Source organism: Roseobacter sp., assembly GCF_045106495.1.
Lineage (GTDB): Bacteria > Pseudomonadota > Alphaproteobacteria > Rhodobacterales > Rhodobacteraceae > Roseobacter.
Genome location: NZ_JBGCEQ010000009.1, coordinates 39,174 through 54,372, shown reverse-complemented (window position 1 = coordinate 54,372; position 15,199 = coordinate 39,174). Strand labels below are relative to the sequence as shown.

The 15,199-nt window shown below is 54.1% G+C and carries 15 protein-coding genes; 12 read left to right on the top strand and 3 right to left on the bottom strand.

Annotated elements, in window-relative coordinates:
- Positions 1-611: tRNA 2-thiocytidine(32) synthetase TtcA (gene ttcA, locus AB8B75_RS07090; RefSeq protein ID WP_405360972.1), on the top strand; the 611-nt coding region annotated here is incomplete at its 5' end.
- 295 nt (positions 612-906) lie between these two features.
- Here ttcA and yidD read toward each other — a convergent pair.
- From yidD to rpmH, 3 genes are read right to left on the bottom strand one after another with little or no spacing between them, the layout of a single operon-like run.
- Positions 907-1,137: a membrane protein insertion efficiency factor YidD gene (gene yidD, locus AB8B75_RS07085; RefSeq protein WP_405360970.1), complete on the bottom strand. Its 231-nt coding sequence runs from the start codon at positions 1,135-1,137 to the stop codon at positions 907-909.
- Entirely contained in the window at positions 1,134-1,547 is a 414-nt protein-coding gene (gene rnpA / locus AB8B75_RS07080; protein ID WP_405360969.1) for a ribonuclease P protein component, read from the bottom strand. The genes yidD and rnpA overlap by 4 nt, the downstream gene beginning before the upstream one ends.
- A 26-nt stretch (positions 1,548-1,573) precedes the next feature.
- Entirely contained in the window at positions 1,574-1,708 is a 135-nt protein-coding gene (gene rpmH, locus AB8B75_RS07075) for a 50S ribosomal protein L34 (protein ID WP_007118882.1), read from the bottom strand.
- A 317-nt stretch (positions 1,709-2,025) separates the two neighbouring features.
- Between rpmH and AB8B75_RS07070 the strand changes: the two genes are divergently transcribed.
- From AB8B75_RS07070 to AB8B75_RS07020, 11 genes are all read left to right on the top strand, one after another.
- Complete coding sequence (locus AB8B75_RS07070; protein ID WP_405360967.1) at positions 2,026-2,754, top strand: TVP38/TMEM64 family protein; 729 nt, start codon at positions 2,026-2,028, stop codon at positions 2,752-2,754.
- Positions 2,751-4,169 (top strand): dihydrolipoyl dehydrogenase family protein, encoded by a 1,419-nt coding sequence (locus tag AB8B75_RS07065; RefSeq protein ID WP_405360966.1) that lies wholly within the window; start codon positions 2,751-2,753, stop codon positions 4,167-4,169. The genes AB8B75_RS07070 and AB8B75_RS07065 overlap by 4 nt, the downstream gene beginning before the upstream one ends.
- 15 nt (positions 4,170-4,184) lie before the next feature.
- Entirely contained in the window at positions 4,185-5,612 is a 1,428-nt protein-coding gene (locus AB8B75_RS07060) for a sensor histidine kinase (protein WP_405360965.1), read from the top strand.
- 1,038 nt (positions 5,613-6,650) lie between these two features.
- The gene (locus AB8B75_RS07055) at positions 6,651-7,775 is read left to right on the top strand and encodes an MHYT domain-containing protein (protein ID WP_405360977.1); all 1,125 of its coding nucleotides are present in this window, start codon (positions 6,651-6,653) and stop codon (positions 7,773-7,775) included.
- 117 nt (positions 7,776-7,892) lie between these two features.
- Positions 7,893-8,747, top strand: coding sequence for an FAD binding domain-containing protein (locus tag AB8B75_RS07050; RefSeq protein WP_405360964.1), 855 nt, complete (start codon positions 7,893-7,895; stop codon positions 8,745-8,747).
- 10 nt (positions 8,748-8,757) lie between these two features.
- Complete coding sequence (locus tag AB8B75_RS07045; protein ID WP_405360962.1) at positions 8,758-9,252, top strand: (2Fe-2S)-binding protein; 495 nt, start codon at positions 8,758-8,760, stop codon at positions 9,250-9,252.
- Entirely contained in the window at positions 9,249-11,678 is a 2,430-nt protein-coding gene (locus AB8B75_RS07040) for an aerobic carbon-monoxide dehydrogenase large subunit (RefSeq protein WP_405360960.1), read from the top strand. Before AB8B75_RS07045 ends, AB8B75_RS07040 begins: the two co-directional genes overlap by 4 nt.
- A gap of 39 nt (positions 11,679-11,717) precedes the next feature.
- The gene (locus AB8B75_RS07035; protein ID WP_405360958.1) at positions 11,718-12,593 is read left to right on the top strand and encodes an AAA family ATPase; all 876 of its coding nucleotides are present in this window, start codon (positions 11,718-11,720) and stop codon (positions 12,591-12,593) included.
- Positions 12,590-13,771 (top strand): vWA domain-containing protein, encoded by a 1,182-nt coding sequence (locus AB8B75_RS07030; RefSeq protein ID WP_405360957.1) that lies wholly within the window; start codon positions 12,590-12,592, stop codon positions 13,769-13,771. The genes AB8B75_RS07035 and AB8B75_RS07030 overlap by 4 nt, the downstream gene beginning before the upstream one ends.
- Positions 13,768-14,547: an XdhC family protein gene (locus AB8B75_RS07025; protein WP_405360955.1), complete on the top strand. Its 780-nt coding sequence runs from the start codon at positions 13,768-13,770 to the stop codon at positions 14,545-14,547. Before AB8B75_RS07030 ends, AB8B75_RS07025 begins: the two co-directional genes overlap by 4 nt.
- Positions 14,540-15,148, top strand: coding sequence for an NTP transferase domain-containing protein (locus AB8B75_RS07020; protein WP_405360954.1), 609 nt, complete (start codon positions 14,540-14,542; stop codon positions 15,146-15,148). The genes AB8B75_RS07025 and AB8B75_RS07020 overlap by 8 nt, the downstream gene beginning before the upstream one ends.
- The last annotated feature ends 51 nt before the right edge of the window (positions 15,149-15,199 follow it).

The following is a 15,199-nucleotide window of genomic DNA, read 5'->3' as shown; positions in this document are numbered from 1 at the left end:
GCTTTCCGGCCACCGTTTTGCCTGCTTTTTTGAAAAAGATGGGCGTGCCGCACCGCATCGAATATCAAGACACCTATTCGATCGTAATTGACAAGGTACCTCAGGGGCGAACTTTTTGTGCGCTATGCTCGCGCTTGCGCCGTGGCAATCTTTACCGCATCGCCCGTGAAGAAGGGTGCAGCGCCGTTGTACTGGGTCATCATCGGGATGATATTCTGGAGACCTTCTTTATGAACATCTTTCACGGGGGACGGCTGGCCACGATGCCGCCAAAGCTGGTGAATGAAGAGGGGGATCTTTTTGTATTACGACCGCTCGCCCATGTGGCTGAACAGGACTGCGAGCGCTTCGCTCGGGAAATGAGCTATCCAATCATTCCATGCGATCTATGCGGAAGCCAGGATGGACTGCAACGTCAACAGGTGAAGCAGATCCTCGACAGCTGGGAGAAAAATCATCCCGGACGCCGGCAAGTCATGTTCCGAGCCCTTCAGAATGCGCGTCCGTCGCATTTGCTTGACTCCAAACTTTGGGATTTCAGTGAACTTGCGCTGACGGATGGCGCAGTTGAGGAGGGAGTCGCAGTGGCAGCTTTGGCTACCCCCAAGTGAAGTGACGTTGCTAAGGGTCGCCTTTGAGCTGCAATTTAAATACGAAAGATCGCGATTTTCAATTCTGACCAGACCAGAATTAGGCGACACCCTTTAAAGTCCCTGGCAAGCAACGCTCAAAACAGGCCCATTTCGTTTTTCAGGCTCTTGCTCAATGCAGATCCTAACTCGTGCTGGTTCATTTTCGACTTAGACTTAATACGACGCCAATTTTTCGAAAATGTGCACAGGCAAAAGAATGTTGTGGGTCTTGGTTTTGCAAACTTCGCTTCAAAGGTGCGGGACAAAAACAGCTTCAGTCTTTCGCGTCAGGGACAGGATCATAGCCGTTGCTGCCCCATGGATGGCATCGGGACAACCGTCTCAACGCCAAAATGCTTCCTTTTACACCCCCGTGTTTTTGCAGAGCTTCGAGCGCGTAGGCGCTGCAGGTGGGTTGAAAACGGCAATTGTGTCCAACCCAAGGGCTGAAAAGCAGACGATACGTGTAAACCGGCATAGAGAGAACGCGGGCGAGAAGGGTCACTTTGATTTGCCATGAAGGGTGTTCAAAGCTCTGATCAAGTCCGTTCGCAGTTGTTCAAAAGGCAATACAGCAGTCGTTTTGTGGCGCCCGATCAGAACGTAGTCTGTGTCGTCACGTCCGCGCTCCTCCAATACTAGCCGCGCAATTTCTCGTAGCCGCCGTTTCGCACGATTGCGCGCCACTGCGTTGCCGACCTTTTTGGAACAAGTAAAACCGACGCGCATGCCAGTGGCTTCACCGATAGCGCGACGACGCATTTGCAGAATAAACCCATCTGTCACAACGCGGGGCGATCGCGAAGCGCGTTGGAAATCCGCGCGTTTTGTGAGGGGCGTAAAACGGAAAGAAACCGCCGAAAGGGCATCTCCGGCGGCAGCGTGGCCTGACGAAGAATCTTTCGGCGGTGTCATGATGTCGGAACTGGTCAAAGGCGCAACTAAGCGCTCAAAGATTTCCGGCCTTGGGCGCGGCGCGCGTTGATGATCTTACGACCCGCTTTGGTGGCCATACGCGCGCGAAAACCGTGGCGCCGTTTGCGCACAAGGTTCGAGGGTTGAAAGGTGCGTTTCATCGCTCCGTCTCCATGTCTGCCGACAGGTCGCGCGGAATCGCTGACCGTCAGATGTTATCCGAAGCCCGTGCTCTAAAGTGCTCCGCGGTTCAAGTCAAACCCTGCATTTGCAATTTTCCCCTGTATTGCAACAATTTTAACCTTCTGCGATGGCAAAAAATCAACTTGTTTCAGTTATCTTGAGTTTTCGACGGTCAAACCCACGGATTCGTCACGATGGATCAAGCACCCGTGATCGCTCTATCGAAACGCAACGAAAGCGGTCATTTACCTTTGGAATTGTAACCCGCAGCGTGAAAGGTCACAAAGTGTCGGATATGACTGAAGAAGCAAAACCCGGCGCAACGCGCCATCTGCCCCTGGTCATAATCCTGGTCGTTGCGGTCGTGGGGGCTTTGACACTGCGCGACTATCTGAGTTTCGACGCGCTGCGCGACAACCGTGATGCGCTGATTACCTTTCGCGACAGTCATTACTTGTTGACCGTTGTCGGATTTGTATTGGCTTACGTGGCCATTGTTGGTTTTTCATTGCCGGGTGCCTTGGTCGCAACCCTCACCGGTGGTTTCCTTTTCGGCACCATTGCGGGATCGTTTTTTAGCGTCACCGGGGCAACGTTGGGGGCCGCCATCATCTTTATGGCCGCACGCCACGGACTTGGCGACAAGCTCAAAGCGCGCATGGACGCGTCTCAAGGCAGCATAAACAAGATCAAAAAGGGTTTGGACGAAAACCAGTGGTCAATGCTGTTTTTCATTCGTCTTGTGCCGGCAGTGCCATTTTTCATGGCCAACCTAATCCCCGCTTTTCTGGCCGTGCCGTTGCACCGATTTGTGATTTCGACCTTTTTGGGGATTATTCCCGGGTCGCTGGTGTATTCTTCCGTTGGGGCCGGGCTTGGAGAGGTCTTTGCACGGGGAGAGAGCCCAAATTTCGGCCTGATTTTTGAGCCACATATCTTGCTGCCCATCTTGGGTTTGAGCGCCTTGTCGTTGCTTCCAGTGGTGATCAAAACAATAGCAGGTAAGAAAGACCTGACAAAGTGACCCGATTGAAGACGGACATCTTGGTCATTGGCGCCGGTTCCGGCGGGCTATCAGTGGCAGCTGGCGCGTCCCAAATGGGCGCTGACGTCGTGCTGCTCGAGGGGCACAAGATGGGCGGCGACTGCCTGAATTACGGCTGTGTACCTTCCAAAGCCTTGCTGGCCAGTGCAAAGGCCGCACATGCACAACGCCATGCATCTCCGTTTGGGATCGAAAACGCTTCAGGAAGCGCGAATTATGCTGCGGCCAAAGATCATGTCGCGGATGTGATCGCACAGATCGCCCCGGTCGATAGTCAAGAACGTTTTGAAGGTTTTGGCGTCAAGGTGATCCGCGCATTTGGGCATTTCATTTCACCGACCGAAGTACAGGCTGGCGAGACGGTAATACAAGCGCGGCGGATCGTCATTGCGACAGGGTCTTCGCCCTTGGTGCCGGCCATCCCCGGTCTGGAGGCTGTGCCCTATGAGACAAATGAAACCCTGTTTGATTTGCGGACGGCACCCAAACATCTGCTGATCATTGGCGGCGGCCCCATTGGCGTTGAAATGGCGCAGGCACATGTCAGGCTGGGCAGCCAGGTCACAATTGTCGAAGGCGCCAAAGTCCTGGGCAAAGACGACCCTGAACTCGCTGAGGTTGTTCTGAACGCACTGCGTGACGAAGGAGTTGTGATCGAAGAAGGTGCCACGGCCTCCGAAATAAAAGGCAAAGCCGGGGCCATTGAGATTGTTGCCGAAGATGGCCGTTCCATCAAAGGCACGCATCTGTTGATGGCGGTCGGTCGACGGACCAATACCGCCAAGCTGAATTTGGAAGCAGCGGGGATTGAAACCAACGGGCGCGGAATCAAGGTCGATGCCGGTCTGCGCACCACGAACCGACGCGTCTACGCCATTGGTGATGCGGCCGGCGGCATGCAATTTACCCATGTGGCAGGTTATCATGCAGGTGTGATCATCCGTTCGATGCTTTTTGCACTGCCATCAAAGGCAAAAACCACACATATTCCTTGGGTGACATATACAGACCCGGAATTGGCGCAGGTCGGGATGACGGAAACAGAGGCCAAGAATGAGCACGGGATCAACCTGGAAGTGGTGCGGTTTCCCTATAATCATAATGATCGTGCCATCGCAGAACGTAAAACCACCGGCTTTATCAAGGTCATGGTAGTCAAAGGCCGTCCGGTTGGCGCTTCAATTGTCGGGTATCAAGCTGGTGAATTGATCAACCTATGGGCTTTGGCTTTGGCGAACCGGATGAAGATGGGCCAGATCGCCGCGATGGTGGCCCCCTATCCTACAATCGGAGAGGTTAACAAGCGGGCTGCGGGCGCCTACTTCAGTCCCCGTCTATTCGAAAGTCCCACAGTCAAAAAGCTTGTGGGGCTTGTTCAGCGCTTCGTGCCATGAAACCGTGTTGTTGATATGTTGAATTCGCTTTCTGGACGGCTTGTCATTCTTACAACGGTTTTCGTGATGTTGGCCGAGGTGTTGATTTTCGTGCCGTCCATTGCGCGTTTTCGCGAAGACTATCTGATGAACCGACTTGAACGCGCGCAGATTGCTTCTTTGGCGTTGTTGGCGGATGATATGATCGACCGCGAGTTGGAAGCTGAACTACTTGAAAATGCGGGCGTTTTCAATGTGGTCTTGCGCCGAGATCAGGTGCGTCAGTTGATGTTGTCTTCAGAATTGCCACAACCGATCTCGCAAACATACGACATGCGCAACAACAACGCCGCAGTGTTGATAAGGGACGCGCTGACCCGTTTTGTGGCCAGCGAAAACCAGGTTATTCGGGTTATTGGCGCACCGGTAAGAGACGCGGGCCTTTTGATAGAAATCACAATGGACACCGATCCCTTGCGGGCCGCAATGATCGACTATGGCATTCGCATTCTGATCCTGTCGGCAGTCATTTCGATTTTCACCGCCTTCTTGTTGTTTTTGGCCATGCGCGCGCTCTTGCTCAAGCCAATCAAGGGTGTCGTGGGCCATATGCAGAACTACGCTGCTGCTCCCGAAGACGCGCGGCGGATCATTGCCCCTACGGCTGGCGTCACCGAGTTGCGCGAAGCAGAGGAAGCTTTGCAAACACTTGAAACCGATCTCACACAGGCATTGCGGCAAAAGGAGCGTCTGGCGCAACTGGGCAGTGCCGTCAGTAAAATCAGCCACGATTTGCGCAATATTCTCACGACTGCACAACTTTTTACCGATCGCATCGAAATGAGTGAAGACCCTGCCGTCAAACGTATGGCGCCTAAACTGGTTGGATCGATTACGCGCGCAGTGCATCTGTGCGAAAGCACGCTGGCTTTTGGCAAGGCTGCAGAACCAAGCCCAACTCTAACTTTGTTGCCATTGGCTGATTTGGTAGAGGAAGTCATTGAGAGCGAGCGCTTGGCGGTTGGTGAGTTTGACGCATCCTTTTCCTGCGATGTACCGGCGGGCATGAGCGTGCGCGCGGATCCAGAACAACTCTATCGGGTCTTAGCCAATCTTGTCCGGAACGCCCGGCAAGCCTTGATCGCCAAAGGTGCGCCTGGCGAGATCAGTGTGACGGGACGTGAAGATGAGGCGGCTTGGTGGATCGATGTGATGGACACAGGCCCAGGTCTGCCTCCGAAAGCCCAAGAACATCTTTTTACGCCATTTCAGGGTGGCGCAAGCAAAGGCGGTTCTGGCCTGGGCCTCGCGATTTCAGCTGAATTGATCAAAGGGCATGGTGGTACATTGGAACTCGCCATGACGGGATCGAATGGCACGTGCTTCACGATATGTTTGCCGAAAGGCGATGGTACTCTCAGTATGGATGCCAAAGCTGAGCAGCATGACCGGATTTTTGGCTAAAGTCTTTGTTAAGTCAGATCAAAGGGATCAAGCTTAGTTGGTGCGGCAACTGTCAGCTTCTTTGGCTAGGCTGCCGACTGGATAGCAATCGTTTCGTGACACGGTTCGAACCCGAGCATGTAAGTTGCTTCGCGAAGCAATCTGTCATCTGGCATACTTGAGGTATTCCAAATCTCACGTGCAACATCGGATGCCCGTAGAATGCGATCTGGTCATGGCTTTTGTCTGTTTAACTCTAAGTTTTCAGTTTCTGATCGAGATCGGTCTTTATACTAGGATCAAGGCGAAAAACGCTGCGCTATACGGAAGTTGGAATGATGAAGTGTAGTTGACTTGTGGAGCCACAGTGCCTTTGGAGGTTAGAAGAAAGAGCGACCGCAGAGTGTTCCGATTTTTTGTAACAGCCACATTTGCGCACATCTCCATCGCACATTGCATTGATCTTATTGACTCTTTGCACGAGAACCCTGACACGGAGCACACTCGTTTTGGCCGTGATTTCATCCGTCAAAAGGATTGGATTAGTCGCAACTCTTCAAATTTTGGTGACAAGAAGAATGTACGGCGTGTCAAAAGTATCGCGTGCTTTGAATTTTTTGGAACCAGGGCTTGGCGCCCAGAAATTTCCTGCCGACCGAACGAGGAAACACATGGTTATCTGGTGTTTTCAATCCCTTGCCAGATAGCTTCAGTTAAAGGTCCAGAAGTACGGTCAACCTATGCTGAAGCGGCATCAATAAAGCATTGTTCTAACTGTTAAATACACAACCAATCAAAGCGCAGAAGTGATTAGCCACTATTGGATGTGTCCACCAAAGAAACATGGATGAGAGCCGCCAAGCCTTCCGACTTGCCGAACGGCGCACTCGCTATAGTTCGATCGCTGTTGAGGATGCCACGCGAAGCTTCAGGTTATCCCAAGTTTCATGACGCTGGTCATTCCGCGCCAAGAAGCTTTGTAATTTGACTAGCAAGATTAAAGACTGGCGAGACTTGGACTGTTTGCAAAGTGCTGAAGTCTTAGTCATCTTGCACCGCATGGAGTTCTTAAACGTCAGTCACAGCACTTTCTTGATTGCGATGTCTTGCATCGTCGCACTCGTCGCAGGGTTCACCGGCTTTTCGCTGACCCGTGAATTGTCGCAAAAGCCGATGTTTCAGAAAAAGGTATCAATTGCTCTCGCATCCATTGCTTTGGGTGGGGGCATCTGGGCGATGCACTTCGTGGCCATGTTAGGATTGCAATTGCCCATTCTGTTTTACTACGATGCGGCGATCACGCTTGTATCGGCCCTATCGGCGATCTTGCTGATGGCAGCGGCCCTTATCCTTTTACACTTCGCAGATCGTACGCCGAGGATTATCGCTCTTGCCGGTGCGATTGTTGGTGTGGGAATTCTGGTGATGCATTACATCGGCATGGCGGGCCTGGAGCTATGCCGTGCGGTCTATACGCCGACAGGTGTCATATTTTCATCCATTGTTGCCATTGGTTTGTGCGTGCTTGCATTTTGGATCGCGTATGGTCGCCGTACGAACCGTAACATCCTGCTGGGGACGTGTTGCTTCGCAATCGCCATTTGCTCTGTGCATTTCCTTGCCTTGGCTGGCACAAACTTTGTACAGGAACCGAGCGTCGAAGAGTTTGGTCCGTCCATGACCAACGAAACTCTCGCGCTTGGTGTTATCTTTTTCAGCTTTGTAATCTTTGGCGCCTGCCTCTGGGTAAGCGTGACATATTTGGTCCCCGTGGAGGTCAAAGGCAGTCGTAGTCCGGAGCATGCCTCGGACTCTGTTTCACAGGCCGTCGCTGGGCAGCTGATCCCATGTGAACGCGACGGAAGAAAGGTTTTCATTCGGTCAGACGATGTGCTTTTGGTCCGAGCAGATGGTCACTACACACAAATCTACACTGACGAGGAAAAGTTGTTTTGTGTCTGGCCCGTGACCGAAGCGTCCAGGCGATTGCTGCCGTTAGGATTCTTGAAGACGCACCGCAGTTATTTGGTCAATCCTGCCCGAGTATCGCGTTTCGAACGCACCAAGGACAAGGGGCGTTGTATATTTGATGGGGCGGATCTACCGCCCGCACCCGTGAGCCGTTCCAAACTGAAGGCGATTCAGGATGCGCTTTCGTCGGAGGCCGGCGCAGTTCGTGTCTAGACAGGCGCATTTCGTGCAATAGACCTGTATTTCATTGATTTTCTAGTGCTGCGGCATGCGGACGTATGCAGTTTTCTCTCCAAGCCAGAACATTCACTTCAAGGGAGGAGAAAGTCGATGATTCCAGCGGCATTTGAATATTATCGCCCCAAGGACATGGCCGGTGTCCTATCTATTCTAGAGGAACATGGAGACGATGCGCGGGTCATGGCCGGCGGGCACAGTCTTATCCCGATGATGAAGCTGCGCATGGCGGATGTGCCGCATTTGATCGATTTGCAAGATGTCGGCGGCATGTCCGAAATTGAAATTGGTGATGACAGCATCCGCGTCGGAGCTCTCGTCACACAGGCCGATATCATTGACCATGGTTCATTGTCAGAGGCGGCACCAATCCTACGCGAAGCAGCTTTGCAAATAGCGGATCCCCAAGTGCGGTACATGGGCACGGTAGGAGGGAATATTGCAAACGGAGATCCAGGCAATGACATGCCGGGCTTGATGCAATGTCTGGACGCGGTTTTTACTGTGATTGGAGCAGATGGCGAACGACAGATCCCCGCACGCGCGTTCTACGAAGCAGCTTACATGACGGCACGCGAGGACGAAGAAGTTCTAACCGCGGTAACTATCCCGCTGCCCAAAGGTGGGCATGCCTATGAGAAGCAAAAGCGCAAAATCGGTGATTATGCGACTGCAGCCGCAGCAGTCCAGATCGTCAAGGATGGCGTTACCTGTGTCTCAGCTGCCATCGCGATGACAAACCTGAGCGACACGCCGATTTACTCGCAAGCTGCGGGCAACGCCCTAGTGGGCACCGCTGTCGACGATGCGGCCTTGGACGCTGCTGTTGCGGCCATGCTCGAGGACATCGATCCGACCGAGGACAACCGCGGCCCTATCGCATTCAAAAACCATGTGGCGGGCGTCATCTTGCGTCGCGCCATCGCGCGCGCTTGGTCGCGGGCCTAAGGAGGAAACCATGTCAAAGAAAATGCACATCAAGCTCAAAGTGAATGGCAAGGACGAGGAATTTCTCGCCGAGCCGCGCGAGTTATTGATTTACACGTTGCGCGAGCGGTTGAACATAACGGGCCCTCATATCGGCTGCGAGACTTCTCATTGCGGGGCTTGTACCGTCACGATTGATGGCAAGTCTGTGAAATCCTGCACCATGTTTGCTGTGCAAGCCGATGGAGCGGCGATCACAACCATTGAAGGCATTGGCGGACCGGACGATCTTCACCCACTGCAGAATGCGTTTAAGGAGTATCACGGGTTGCAATGTGGTTATTGCACCCCCGGCATGATCACTCGCGCGGCCAAATTGCTGGAAGAAAACCCTAACCCAACGGAAGAAGAAATCCGGTTTGGCATGGCTGGCAATATCTGCCGCTGTACCGGGTATCAGAACATCATCAAATCTATTCAGGCAGCCGCTGCTGAGATGAATACAGCCAGGGAGGCCGCGCAATGAAGGACGAAGTGGAAAACCGTGAGGATCGCGTTGCCAATCTCAAGGGTATGGGCTGTTCGCGCAAGCGCGTGGAGGATGCCCGGTTTACGCAAGGCAAGGGCAACTATGTCGATGACTTGAAACTGGATGGTATGCTGTTTGGCGACTTTGTGCGCTCGCCCTATGCACATGCTCGGATCACAAGCATCGACACAGCAGCAGCCCTCGAGGTTCCCGGCGTACTGGCTGTTTTGACCGCAGCTGATCTGGAACCGCTCGGTTTGCATTGGATGCCGACCCTTGCCGGCGACAAACAAATGGTGCTGGCCGATGGAAAAGTGCTTTTCCAGGGTCAGGAAGTGGCCTTTGTCGTCGCCGAAGACCGCTTTGCTGCGGCCGACGGGATCGAGCTGGTTGAAGTTGAGTATGAAGAGCTACCGGTTATCGTTGATCCATTTGAATCTCTGAAATCCGATGTCATATTGCGTGAAGATCTGGTGGCTGAAGACGGCTCTATTCCTGATGGCGCTCATGGTCCCCGCTCGCACCCCAACCACATCTTTACATGGGAGGCAGGGGACAAAGCACCCACGGAAGAGGTTATCGAAAACGCTGAGGTCGTGGCCGAAGAATCTATGTACTACCATCGGACCCACCCCTGTCCCCTGGAAACCTGTGGATGCGTGGCATCGATGGACAAGGTCAACGGCAAACTCACGCTCTGGGGCACCTTTCAGGCCCCACATGCGATCCGAACTATTGTGTCGCTGATTTCGGGCTTGGAAGAACACAACATCCGCGTGGTTTCCCCCGACATTGGTGGTGGTTTCGGCAACAAGGTTGGCGCTTATCCGGGCTATGTCTGTTCGGTCGTGGCCTCGATTGTTACGGGAAAACCGGTCAAGTGGATCGAAGACCGGATGGACAATCTGATGACAACTGCCTTCGCGCGCGATTATCACATGACGGGCAAGATATCGGCCACCAAGGAGGGCAAGATTACAGCTCTTCAATGTCATGTGACGGCGGATCACGGCGGCTTTGACGCTTGTGCTGACCCGACAAAGTTCCCGGCTGGTTTCATGAATATCTGCACCGGGTCTTATGATATCCCGACGGCTTATCTGGAAGTCGATGGGGTTTATACAAACAAGGCCCCCGGCGGCGTGAGCTATCGCTGTTCGTTCCGTGTGACAGAGGCTGTGTATTTCATTGAACGGATGGTCGAGGTTCTGGCCATCAAGCTCGATATGGATGCGGCAGAGTTGCGGCGGATCAACTTTATCAAAAAGGAACAGTTTCCATATACCGCCGCACTTGGTTGGGAATATGACAGCGGCGATTACCACACCGCATGGGACAAAGCGCTCAAGGCCGTTGACTACACGGGCTTGCGGGCCGAGCAAGCACTGCGTGTCGAAGACTTCAAAGCTGGGAAAACCCGTAAGTTGATGGGGATCGGCCTGTCATTCTTCACGGAAATTGTTGGTGCCGGTCCAGTCAAGAATTGCGATATTCTGGGCCTTGGCATGTTCGACAGTTGCGAGATCCGCATCCACCCGACAGGATCGGCCATTGCACGCCTAGGTACGATATCCCAAGGTCAGGGGCATGCGACCACATTCGCACAGATACTTGCCTCTGAAATTGGCTTGCCTGCAGACAGTATAACCATCGAAGAAGGAGATACAGATACCGCACCGTATGGTTTGGGAACGTATGGATCACGCTCGACTCCTGTGGCGGGGGCTGCCACTGCGATGGCAGGGCGCAAAATCCGTGCAAAGGCGCAGATGATTGCGGCCTATCTATTGGAGGTCCACGACAACGATGTGGAATTCGACGTGGACCGGTTCGTTGTCAAAGGCGCACCAGAGCGGTTCAAAACTATGAAGGAAATCGCATTTGCCGCTTACAATCAGGCCATTCCAGGGCTTGAGCCGGGATTGGAAGCGGTAAGTTACTACGATCCGCCCAATATGACTTACCCGTTCGGTGCCTATGTCTGTGTCATGGACATCGACGTCGATACAGGCGTGCCGGAAATCCGTCGTTTCTATGCGTTGGATGACTGCGGCACGCGGATCAACCCAATGATCATCGAAGGTCAGGTGCATGGAGGTTTGACCGAAGCGCTTGCTGTCGCCCTTGGGCAAGAGATTGCCTATGACGATATGGGCAATTGCAAGACGGCCACACTGATGGATTTCTTCCTGCCGACCGCTTGGGAAGTACCCAACTACGAAACCGACTATACCGTGACCCCGAGCCCGCATCATCCCATCGGGGCAAAGGGCGTGGGTGAAAGCCCTCACGTGGGTGGTGTGCCTTGCTTCTCAAACGCGGTTCAGGACGCCTTCCGCCCTTTTGGAAACACGCACACGAATATGCCCCATGATCACTGGCGAATTTGGAAAACCGCCAATGAACTGGGTCTTCATGGCTAAGGTAGGGGCGGGGCCCGACCCCGCCCTCTGGAGCACTCTATGACCTGGACAGAATTGAAATCCGCCTTGGCCGGCGAGGGTTATGTCGCCTCCAATGATTTGGCCGTGGCTTTGCAATTGGCCCTGTCGCTTGGCCGACCCTTGCTGCTGGAAGGAGCCGCAGGTGTCGGTAAGACCGAAATCGCGCGCACATTGGCGCTGGTGAAGGACACCCGCTTGCTGCGTTTGCAATGCTATGAAGGGTTGGATGCGGCCCAAGCCATTTATGAATGGAACTATCAACGGCAACTGCTGGCTATCCGGGCGGCCGCAGAAGATGGCGAGACAGGCAGAGCTGTCGAACAGCGGATCTTCTCGCGAGAGTTTCTGTTGGAAAGGCCTTTGCTGGCAGCCATCACGCAGGACCAACCGCCGGTTTTACTGATCGATGAAATTGATCGGGCTGACGAAGAGTTTGAGGCATATCTTTTGGAAATTCTGTCTGATTTCCAAGTGTCCGTCCCGGAACTTGGTACGATCCAGGCCGTCTCCCGACCCATGGTGATCCTAACGTCCAATGGCACGCGCGACCTATCGGACGCCTTGCGCCGGCGGTGCCTATACACTTATGTCGAATACCCCAATCGAAGCACGGAGCTGGAAATTCTCAAAGCGCGCTGCCCCAATGTCGAAGCGCATCTGGCCGATCAGATCGTGGGCTTTGTGCAAAAGCTGAGGGAAGAAGAATTGGAAAAGACGCCCGGCGTTGCCGAGATGCTGGATTTTGCCGCCGCCCTGATGGGGTTGGGCATCGCTGACCTGACCGAAAAACCTGCCGTGTTGCAATCGACGCTGACAACGCTACTCAAGACGCAAAACGATCAGGCAAACATCACGCCCGAAGTTGCGGGTCGCATCGCCGGACGTGCGGCATGAGCCGAGTGACGAAATTCGCAAGTCGTGACCCTGGTCCGACAGCGCGTATCGCAGGTTTTTTCGCTCATTTGCGTGAAAACGGGCTGCGCCTGGGCGTTGCCGAGGCGGAAATTGCGATGGCTGCCTTGACCCATGTGGATGCCATTCGCCCGGAAGAAAGTCGCCGTGCTCTGCGGGCCGTTTGTACAGGCTGTAAAGAAGAGGCAGATCGCTTCGATGACCTTTTTGACGCTTACTGGATGGACATGGGAAGGGTCAGGCGCAAGGTGATCGCCGATGGAAAAAAATCGATGAACGAAGATGTCCATTCTTCGCGTGAGGCAGATGGCAACGATACCGGTGCATCAGGATCGGCCACTGCGCCTGATACCAGCGGAGATGAGGCAGAAAGCGATGGCACAGGCAAATTGATTGCCACTCAGCAGCGAAATCTGAAGCGCCGCGATCTGCGTGATTTGGTTCGCCCCGAGGACATAGCCGAGGCCGAAGAGGTTGCCCGCCGGATGGGGGCGGCCTTACGCGACAAAAGATCTCGCCGTCGGATTGCTGCTCGAAGTGGCGACCAATTGCATTTTCGCAAAACCATCCGACGGAGCCTTGCGACAGGTGGCGAGCCAGTTTGCCTAATCCACAAGAAGCGCCCGGACAGAACGCGCAAGATCGTTGCACTGTGTGATGTTTCTGGTTCAATGACAGTCTATGCGCGCGTGTTTTTGGCCTTTCTGGCAGGTCTGATGCGCGCGGATAGCGCAGCCGATGCTTATCTTTTCCACACACGCCTTGTGCGGATTACCGAAGCGTTGCGGGACAAGGATACCATGCGTGCCATTGGGCGGATGTCCTTGATGGCGGATGGGTTTGGCGGTGGCTCCAAAATCGGACCGTCCCTGATGCGCTTTGCTGATACCTACGCCAAGCGGTTTGTTGACGGACGCAGCGTCGTTCTGATCCTTTCGGACGGGTATGATACGGAGCCGCCCAAAGTGCTGGTTTCCGCGCTGGAAAAGCTGCGCAAGCGGGGTTGCAAAGTGATCTGGCTCAACCCGCTAAAAGGTTGGGCTGACTATGCGCCAGTGGCCGAAGGCATGGCTGCTGCATTGCCCTATCTCGACGTCTTTAAAGCGGCCAATACGCTAGCCGATTTAGGCGCGCTGGAGCGGGAGTTGGCAGCCCTATGACCCCGGCCGAAATTCTGTCAACTGATCTGGCTGAAGCAGCGCAAGAGTTGCGAGCACGGGATGAGCCCTTTGCTTTTGCGACGATCGTGCGAACGGCTGGTTCAACTGCAGCCAAGCCGGGTGCCAAAGCGTTGCTTCGCGCGGACGGAACGATCATGCAAGGTTGGTTGGGAGGTGGATGCACAAAGGGTGCCGTCAAACGCGCGGCCTTGCAGGCTTTGCAGCAAGGCACACCTCAGCTTGTGTCAGTCGCTCCAGAGGACTTGCTGGCTGAGAAAGGCATCGTTTCTGGGGATGAAGTAGACGGCACTCATTTTGCGCGCAATGGTTGCCCATCGCGTGGGACGGTGGACATTTTCATAGAGCCTTGCTTGCCATCACCACAACTTGTGGTCATTGGCGCATCACCCGTGGCACGGACACTCATCAATTTGGCGCCTCAGTTCCATTGGTCAATTACCGCAGATACAAACTCGGAAAAGACGCATCAGAAGCGCTTTGTAGTTGTGGCCACCCAAGGTCAGGGCGACTTGCATGCTTTGAAGACTGCTCTGGCGGCAGACCCCGACTACCTGGCCTTTGTTGGCAGTCGTTGCAAGTATGCGTCGCTTGCTGAGAAACTGACCGAAGCGGGTTTGGAGCGGACGCAGGTTGAAAGGGTAAAAGCCCCAGCAGGGCTTGATTTGGGCGCGGTTACCCCAGAGGAAATCGCGCTGTCGATCCTTGCACAGCTTGTACAAGAACGGCGAAGCACATTGAGGCGAACGGATGGGTGATGTCACCGCGATCATATTGGCTGCGGGGTTGTCGCGCCGCATGGGTGCGCGCAACAAGCTGTTACTGCCAATTGGGGATACGCCGATGATCCGTCACGTCGTGGACATCTACGAGGAGGTGACAACCCAACCCATCCTTGTTGTGACAGGGTATCAAGCCGAAGCAGTTGAAGCTGCGCTCGCGGGCAGCTGCGCAAGAACAGTTTTCAACCCGAAGTTTGCCAATGGACAACCCACATCAGTGGCGTGTGGATTGCGCGAGGCACATGGGTCCATGGCTGTGCTCATCGGACTGGGTGATCAACCGCTTTTGACGGGCAATGATCTGCGTCTGTTGCTCACAGCGCATAATGCGGGTGACATTGACCGCATCTCAATTCCAAAGCAGGGCGATCAGCGGGGCAATCCGATTGTCGTACCTGCTGTCTTGCGCGAACTGTTATTGGCGGACGAAAAATCGCTTGGCTGCAAGGCGTTTACGCGCGACCACCCGGAACACATTCAGTTTCATGAATTGGCGTCTGCCGGTTTTTACACGGATGTGGATACTGCTGAGTCGTATGAGGCCCTTAAAAGTTACAATCCAAAGGTAAGCCAATGAAGACGCTTAAACGGAACGCAGCGCGATTGCGCCGCATTCTGACGCTTTCAC

What these genes read in the sequence shown, in the direction of transcription:
- rpmH (WP_007118882.1), bottom strand. Translation starts at nt 1,708, where the DNA reads ATGAAACGCACCTTTCAACCCTCGAACCTTGTGCGCAAACGGCGCCAC.
- AB8B75_RS07025 (WP_405360955.1), top strand. Translation starts at nt 13,768, where the DNA reads ATGACCCCGGCCGAAATTCTGTCAACTGATCTGGCTGAAGCAGCGCAA.
- AB8B75_RS07060 (WP_405360965.1), top strand. Translation starts at nt 4,185, where the DNA reads ATGTTGAATTCGCTTTCTGGACGGCTTGTCATTCTTACAACGGTTTTC.
- AB8B75_RS07040 (WP_405360960.1), top strand. Translation starts at nt 9,249, where the DNA reads ATGAAGGACGAAGTGGAAAACCGTGAGGATCGCGTTGCCAATCTCAAG.
- rnpA (WP_405360969.1), bottom strand. Translation starts at nt 1,547, where the DNA reads ATGACACCGCCGAAAGATTCTTCGTCAGGCCACGCTGCCGCCGGAGAT.
- AB8B75_RS07050 (WP_405360964.1), top strand. Translation starts at nt 7,893, where the DNA reads ATGATTCCAGCGGCATTTGAATATTATCGCCCCAAGGACATGGCCGGT.
- AB8B75_RS07045 (WP_405360962.1), top strand. Translation starts at nt 8,758, where the DNA reads ATGTCAAAGAAAATGCACATCAAGCTCAAAGTGAATGGCAAGGACGAG.
- AB8B75_RS07030 (WP_405360957.1), top strand. Translation starts at nt 12,590, where the DNA reads ATGAGCCGAGTGACGAAATTCGCAAGTCGTGACCCTGGTCCGACAGCG.
- AB8B75_RS07070 (WP_405360967.1), top strand. Translation starts at nt 2,026, where the DNA reads ATGACTGAAGAAGCAAAACCCGGCGCAACGCGCCATCTGCCCCTGGTC.
- AB8B75_RS07020 (WP_405360954.1), top strand. Translation starts at nt 14,540, where the DNA reads ATGGGTGATGTCACCGCGATCATATTGGCTGCGGGGTTGTCGCGCCGC.
- AB8B75_RS07055 (WP_405360977.1), top strand. Translation starts at nt 6,651, where the DNA reads ATGGAGTTCTTAAACGTCAGTCACAGCACTTTCTTGATTGCGATGTCT.
- AB8B75_RS07035 (WP_405360958.1), top strand. Translation starts at nt 11,718, where the DNA reads ATGACCTGGACAGAATTGAAATCCGCCTTGGCCGGCGAGGGTTATGTC.